This window comes from Pseudomonas sp. SIMBA_068 (assembly GCF_046534705.1).
Lineage (GTDB): Bacteria > Pseudomonadota > Gammaproteobacteria > Pseudomonadales > Pseudomonadaceae > Aquipseudomonas > Aquipseudomonas putida.
Genome location: NZ_JAWRYI010000148.1, coordinates 1 through 357, shown reverse-complemented (window position 1 = coordinate 357; position 357 = coordinate 1). Strand labels below are relative to the sequence as shown.

General features: G+C 64.4%; 1 pseudogene. It reads left to right on the top strand.

Annotated features, from left to right (window positions below):
• A pseudogene (locus tag SB756_RS28585) lies at positions 1 to 357 on the top strand (ShlB/FhaC/HecB family hemolysin secretion/activation protein); the annotation flags it as partial.

The window sequence follows — 357 nt, the reverse complement described above, 5'->3', positions numbered from 1 at the left end:
CGCCACCATCGGCGGCAGCAACGTGCTGGGCAAGGGCCATTCCTCCGGGGTTTCGGCGATCTACACCTTGCCCGCCGCGGGCAACTGGGCCACCTCGCTGTCGGTGGGGGTGGACTTCAAGGACTTCGACGAAGAGATGCGCTTTGGCCGCAGCAGCGACCAGATTCCGCTGAAGTACGCCCCCATGACCTTTGGCTACAACGGCTATCGCTACAGCGAGAAAGCCCAGCTGGGCCTGGGCCTGAACCTGATCGTCGGCACCCGGCGCTTCTTCGGCTACGGCAGCGACGCCGAGGAGTTCCACTACAAGCGCGACGAAGCCAGCGCCAGTTTCTCGGTGCTCAAGGGCGACCTGAA